3 protein-coding genes are annotated in these 4,399 nt (G+C 72.6%); 1 reads left to right on the top strand and 2 read right to left on the bottom strand.

Features of this window, described 5'->3' with window-relative positions; translation table 11 throughout:
- Positions 1-202: 202 nt before the first annotated feature.
- Positions 203-1,264 carry an ABC transporter substrate-binding protein gene (locus ABZ885_RS36220; RefSeq protein ID WP_360198596.1) on the top strand — a complete coding sequence of 354 codons (1,062 nt, stop codon included), beginning with the start codon at positions 203-205 and terminating at the stop codon, positions 1,262-1,264.
- 126 nt (positions 1,265-1,390) lie between these two features.
- On the opposite strand, the gene ABZ885_RS36215 is transcribed toward ABZ885_RS36220, so the two are convergent.
- Positions 1,391-2,293, bottom strand: coding sequence for a sucrase ferredoxin (locus ABZ885_RS36215; RefSeq protein WP_360198593.1), 903 nt, complete (start codon positions 2,291-2,293; stop codon positions 1,391-1,393).
- 84 nt (positions 2,294-2,377) lie between these two features.
- On the bottom strand, positions 2,378-4,399 hold a 2,022-nt coding region (locus tag ABZ885_RS36210; RefSeq protein ID WP_360198591.1), incomplete at its 5' end, for a DNA gyrase subunit A.

Below are 4,399 nucleotides of genomic sequence, written 5' to 3'. Positions count from 1 at the left end.
CTGCTCACCTTCGCCGAGAAGAAGCTCTTCCGCTGGAAGCCCGCGGACGCCGGCGACAGCCGCTGACCCCCGACCCCCCGGCCGCTGAGTCCGGCCCCCGCCGTACCCGGTCCTCCGGTACCGGCCCCCGCCGTACCCGCCCCCGTACCCGACCCCCGCAGTACCCGACCCCCCGCAGTACGCAAGAGAGGCACCCCCACCCATGCGCAGATCCCTTGCCGCCGCCCTCGCCGCCACCCTGCTGCTCCCGCTCGCCGCGTGCGCCAACGACGCCGCCTCCAGCTCCCACAACGGCGCCGCCCCCGCCGGCCCGCAGGTCGACGGACCCAAGGTCAAGATCATGGTCGGCGGCCTGGACAAGGTCATCTACCTGCCCGCCATGCTCACCCAGCGGCTCGGGTACTTCGCCGACGCCGGCGTCAACGTCGAGCTGATGAGCGAACCGGCCGGCGTCAACGCCACCACCGCCCTGCTGGCCGGCGACGTCCAGGGCGCCGTCGGCTTCTACGATCACACCATCGACCTCCAGGCCAAGGGCAAGAACGTCGAATCCGTGGTCCAGTTCTCCCAGGCCCCCGGGGAGGTCGAGATCGTCTCCGCCAAGCAGGCCGACGCCATCAGGTCCGGCGCCGACTTCAAGGGCAGGAAGCTCGGCGTCACCAGCATCGGATCCTCCACCGACTTCCTCACCAAGTACCTCGCCGTCAAGAACGGCACCCCGGTGAGCGAGTTCAGCCCCATCGCGGTCGGCGCCGGCCAGACCTTCATCGCCGCCCTCCAACAGGGCAGCATCGACGCCGGCATGACCACCGACCCGACCGTCGCCAACGTCCTCGACAAGGGCCTCGGCAAGATCCTCTACGACATGCGCACCCCGCAGGGCTCCCGCGACGCCCTCGGCGGGCTCTACCCCTCGTCCTCGCTCTACATGAACACCGACTGGGTGGAGAAGAACAAGGACACCACCCAGAAGCTCGCCAACGCCTTCGTGAAGACCCTCGGCTGGATGTCCACCCACACCCCCGGGGAGATCGCCGCCAAGATGCCCGCCGACTACGCGCAGGGCGGCGCCGAACAGTACGCGGCCGCGATCAAGGCCACCCTGCCGATGTTCACCACCGACGGCGTGATGCCCGCCGACGGGCCCAGGACCGTCCTCGCCGTCCTCGCCGCCTTCCACCCCGACGTCAAGGGCAAGGAAGGCACCATCGACCTCGCCCGCACCTACACCACCGAGTTCGTCACCAAGGCCACCACCGGCTGAGCCGGCCCCGGACGGTACGGCCCCGCGCCCTCCCACGGACAGCGGGCGCGGCCCCGCCCACCGCCCGGTGCCCGACGGTCCCGCGCCCACCCCCACGGGCGCGGGGCCGTCACAGCTCCCGGACCGTCACAGCTCCCGGACCGCCACGGCGTCCATCCGCGACGGCGTGCCCGCCGCCTTGCCGCAGCTCTCCGGCCGCGCCGGCTCACTGGCGCCCTCGACCACCTCGACGTCCCAGGAACGGCCGTCCCGGTGACGGACCGCCACCAGCCAACGCCCCTCCCCGGCCGGCCGCTGGACCAGCGTCAACACGTCCACCCCGGTCTCCCCGGTCGCCACCCGTACCGCGTGCTCGGCCGCCTGGCCCGGACGCTCCCAACCCGAACAGCCCCGCGACCACTCCGGCACCACGTGCCCGGCCGCCGTCGCCGCCAGCACCTCCTTGGCGCTCTCCGCCGTCAGCCGCCCGTACGCGTAGCCGTACGGCAGCACCAGCATCGTCGGGGAGAAGCGGTGCCCGCCCAGGTGCGTCACCTCCCACACCTCGCTGTGCCCGGCCGCCGCCAGCTCCGCCGCCAACGGCCGGCCCAGCAGCGCACAACAGCGGTCCCGCCGCCCGTTCGTGCACACCAGCGCCACCGGCCCGCCGACCTGCTCCACCCCGAAGCCGCCGTGCTCACCGCCGCCCAGCGCCGCGAAGTCCAGCCCCAGCAGCTCCGCCGGATCCGCCACCCCCGCCCGCCGCACCCAGCCCCGGCCCGGCACCGTGTGCGCCACGATCACCTCGCGCCGCGCCGACGGCAGACAGTCCGCATGCCGCCCCGGCCGCCGGATCAACGCCACCCGCACGCCCGTCCCCGCCACGGCCGACTCCAGCGCCCGCCCCACCGCCGCGTCCAGATGGCTCTCGCCGAGCGCCTTCGCCCCCCATGGCCCGTTCTGCTCGACCAGCAGCCAGGTGGTGGCGGTCGCCGCCGTGGCGGCCAACGGCTCCGACAGTTCACGCGACAAGGTCGCACAGGTGCTCACGCAGGCAAGGCTACCCGTACCGGAAACGCCCGCAGCGGGACACCGACCGGTGCCCCGCCGCAGGCAAAACCCCCTCCGGCCCCGCTACGCCGGACCGGCCACCACCGCCACCGGCGTCGTCACCGGGGTACCCGAACCGTCCCGGCGCGGGTCACGCTCCGGCAGGTCCACCGGCGCGCCCTTCGCCGTCGCCGCCCGGGCGGGAGCCGCACCGGCCCACGCGAACACGAGCCCGTCCTCACCCCGCAGGAACCGCTGGCACCGGACACCGCCCGTCGCCCGCCCCTTGCGCGGGTACTGCTCGAACGGCGTCACCTTCCACGACGCCTGCTCCTCGCCCGTCAGCGTCCCCGCCGCACCGGCCACCGAGACCACCACCGCGTCCGACGCCGGATCCACCGCCGTGAACGACAGCACCCGCGCACCCTCCGACAGCTTGATACCGGCCATGCCACCCGCCGGACGGCCCTGCGGACGCACCTGACCCGCCGGGTACCGCAGCAGCTGCGCGTCCGACGCGATGAAGACCAGGTCCTCCTCGCCGGTCCGCAGCTCCACCGCGCCCACCAGCTCGTCCCCGTCCTTGAGCGCGATCACCTCGAACTCGTCCTTGTTCGCGGGCCACTCCGGCACCACCCGCTTGACCACGCCCTGCACCGTACCCAGCGCCAGACCCGGCGAGGACTCGTCCAGCGTCGTCAGCGCCAGCACCCGCTCACCCGCCTCCAGCCGCAGGAACTCGCCCACCGCGGCCCCGCCCGCCAACGTCGGCGACGGCGTCGGCGGCAGCGCCGGCAGATCGATCACCGGCAGCCGCAGCACCCGGCCCGCCGACGTCACCACACCCACGTCCGCCCGCGCCGTGGCCGGCACCGCCGACACGATCACATCGTGCTTCGCCCGCTTCTCCGACAGCTCGAACGGCTCACCGTCCGCCGTCCGCGCCAGCAGACCCGTCGACGACAGCAGCACCCGGCACGGATCGTCCGCCACCTCCAACGGCACCGCCAGCGACGCCGACGGCACCGCGCCCGCCTCCAGCAGCACCGTCCGCCGCTCCGTGCCGAACTGCTTCGCCACCGCACCCAGCTCGCCCGACACCACACTGCGCAGCCTGGCGTCCGACTCCAGGATCTCCGTCAGCTCCGCGATCTCGGCCGTCAGCTTCGCCTGCTCCTGCTCCAGCTCCACCCGGTCGAACCGGGTCAGCCGCCGCAGCGGAGTGTCCAGGATGTACGCCGTCTGCGTCTCCGACAGCGCGAAGCGCTCCATCAGGCGCTCCTTCGCCTGCGCCGCGTTGTCGCTCGACCGGATGATCGCGATGACCTCGTCGATGTCGACCAGCGCCACCAGCAGACCCTCGACCAGGTGCAGCCGCTCCTGACGCTTGCGCCGGCGGAAGTCGCTGCGCCGGCGCACCACGTTGAAGCGGTGGTCGACGTAGACCTCCAGCAGCTCCTTCAGCCCCAGCGTCAGCGGCTGACCGTCCACCAGCGCCACGTTGTTGATGCCGAAGGTCTCCTCCATCGGCGTCAGCTTGTACAGCTGCTCCAGCAACGCCTCCGGCACGAAGCCGTTCTTCACCTCGATCACCAGCCGCAGCCCGTGCTCGCGGTCCGTGAGGTCCTTGACGTCCGCGATGCCCTGCAGCTTCTTCGCGTTGACCAGGTCCTTGATCTTCGCGATCACCTTCTCCGGACCCACGTTGTACGGCAGCTCGGTGACCACGATCCCCTTGCGGCGGGCCGTCACCGCCTCCACCGTCGTCGTCGCCCGGATCTTGAACGTGCCGCGCCCCGACTCGTACGCGTCCCGGATCCCCGACAGGCCCACGATCCGGCCACCCGTCGGCAGGTCCGGCCCGGGGACGAACCGCATCAGCGTTTCCAGGTCCGCGTTCGGGTGCTTGATCAGGTGCCGGGCCGCCGCCACCACCTCGGACAGGTTGTGCGGCGGCATGTTGGTCGCCATCCCGACCGCGATCCCCGTCGCCCCGTTCACCAGCAGGTTCGGAAACGCCGCCGGCAGCGCCAACGGCTCCTGCTCACTGCCGTCGTAGTTCGGGCCGAAGTCCACGGTGTCCTCGTGGATCGACTCCACCATCGC

This window comes from Kitasatospora sp. NPDC047058, assembly GCF_040643935.1.
Classification (GTDB): domain Bacteria; phylum Actinomycetota; class Actinomycetes; order Streptomycetales; family Streptomycetaceae; genus Kitasatospora.
The sequence above is the reverse complement of the archived record's forward strand: the minus strand, read 5'-3'. Positions and strand labels throughout refer to the sequence as shown.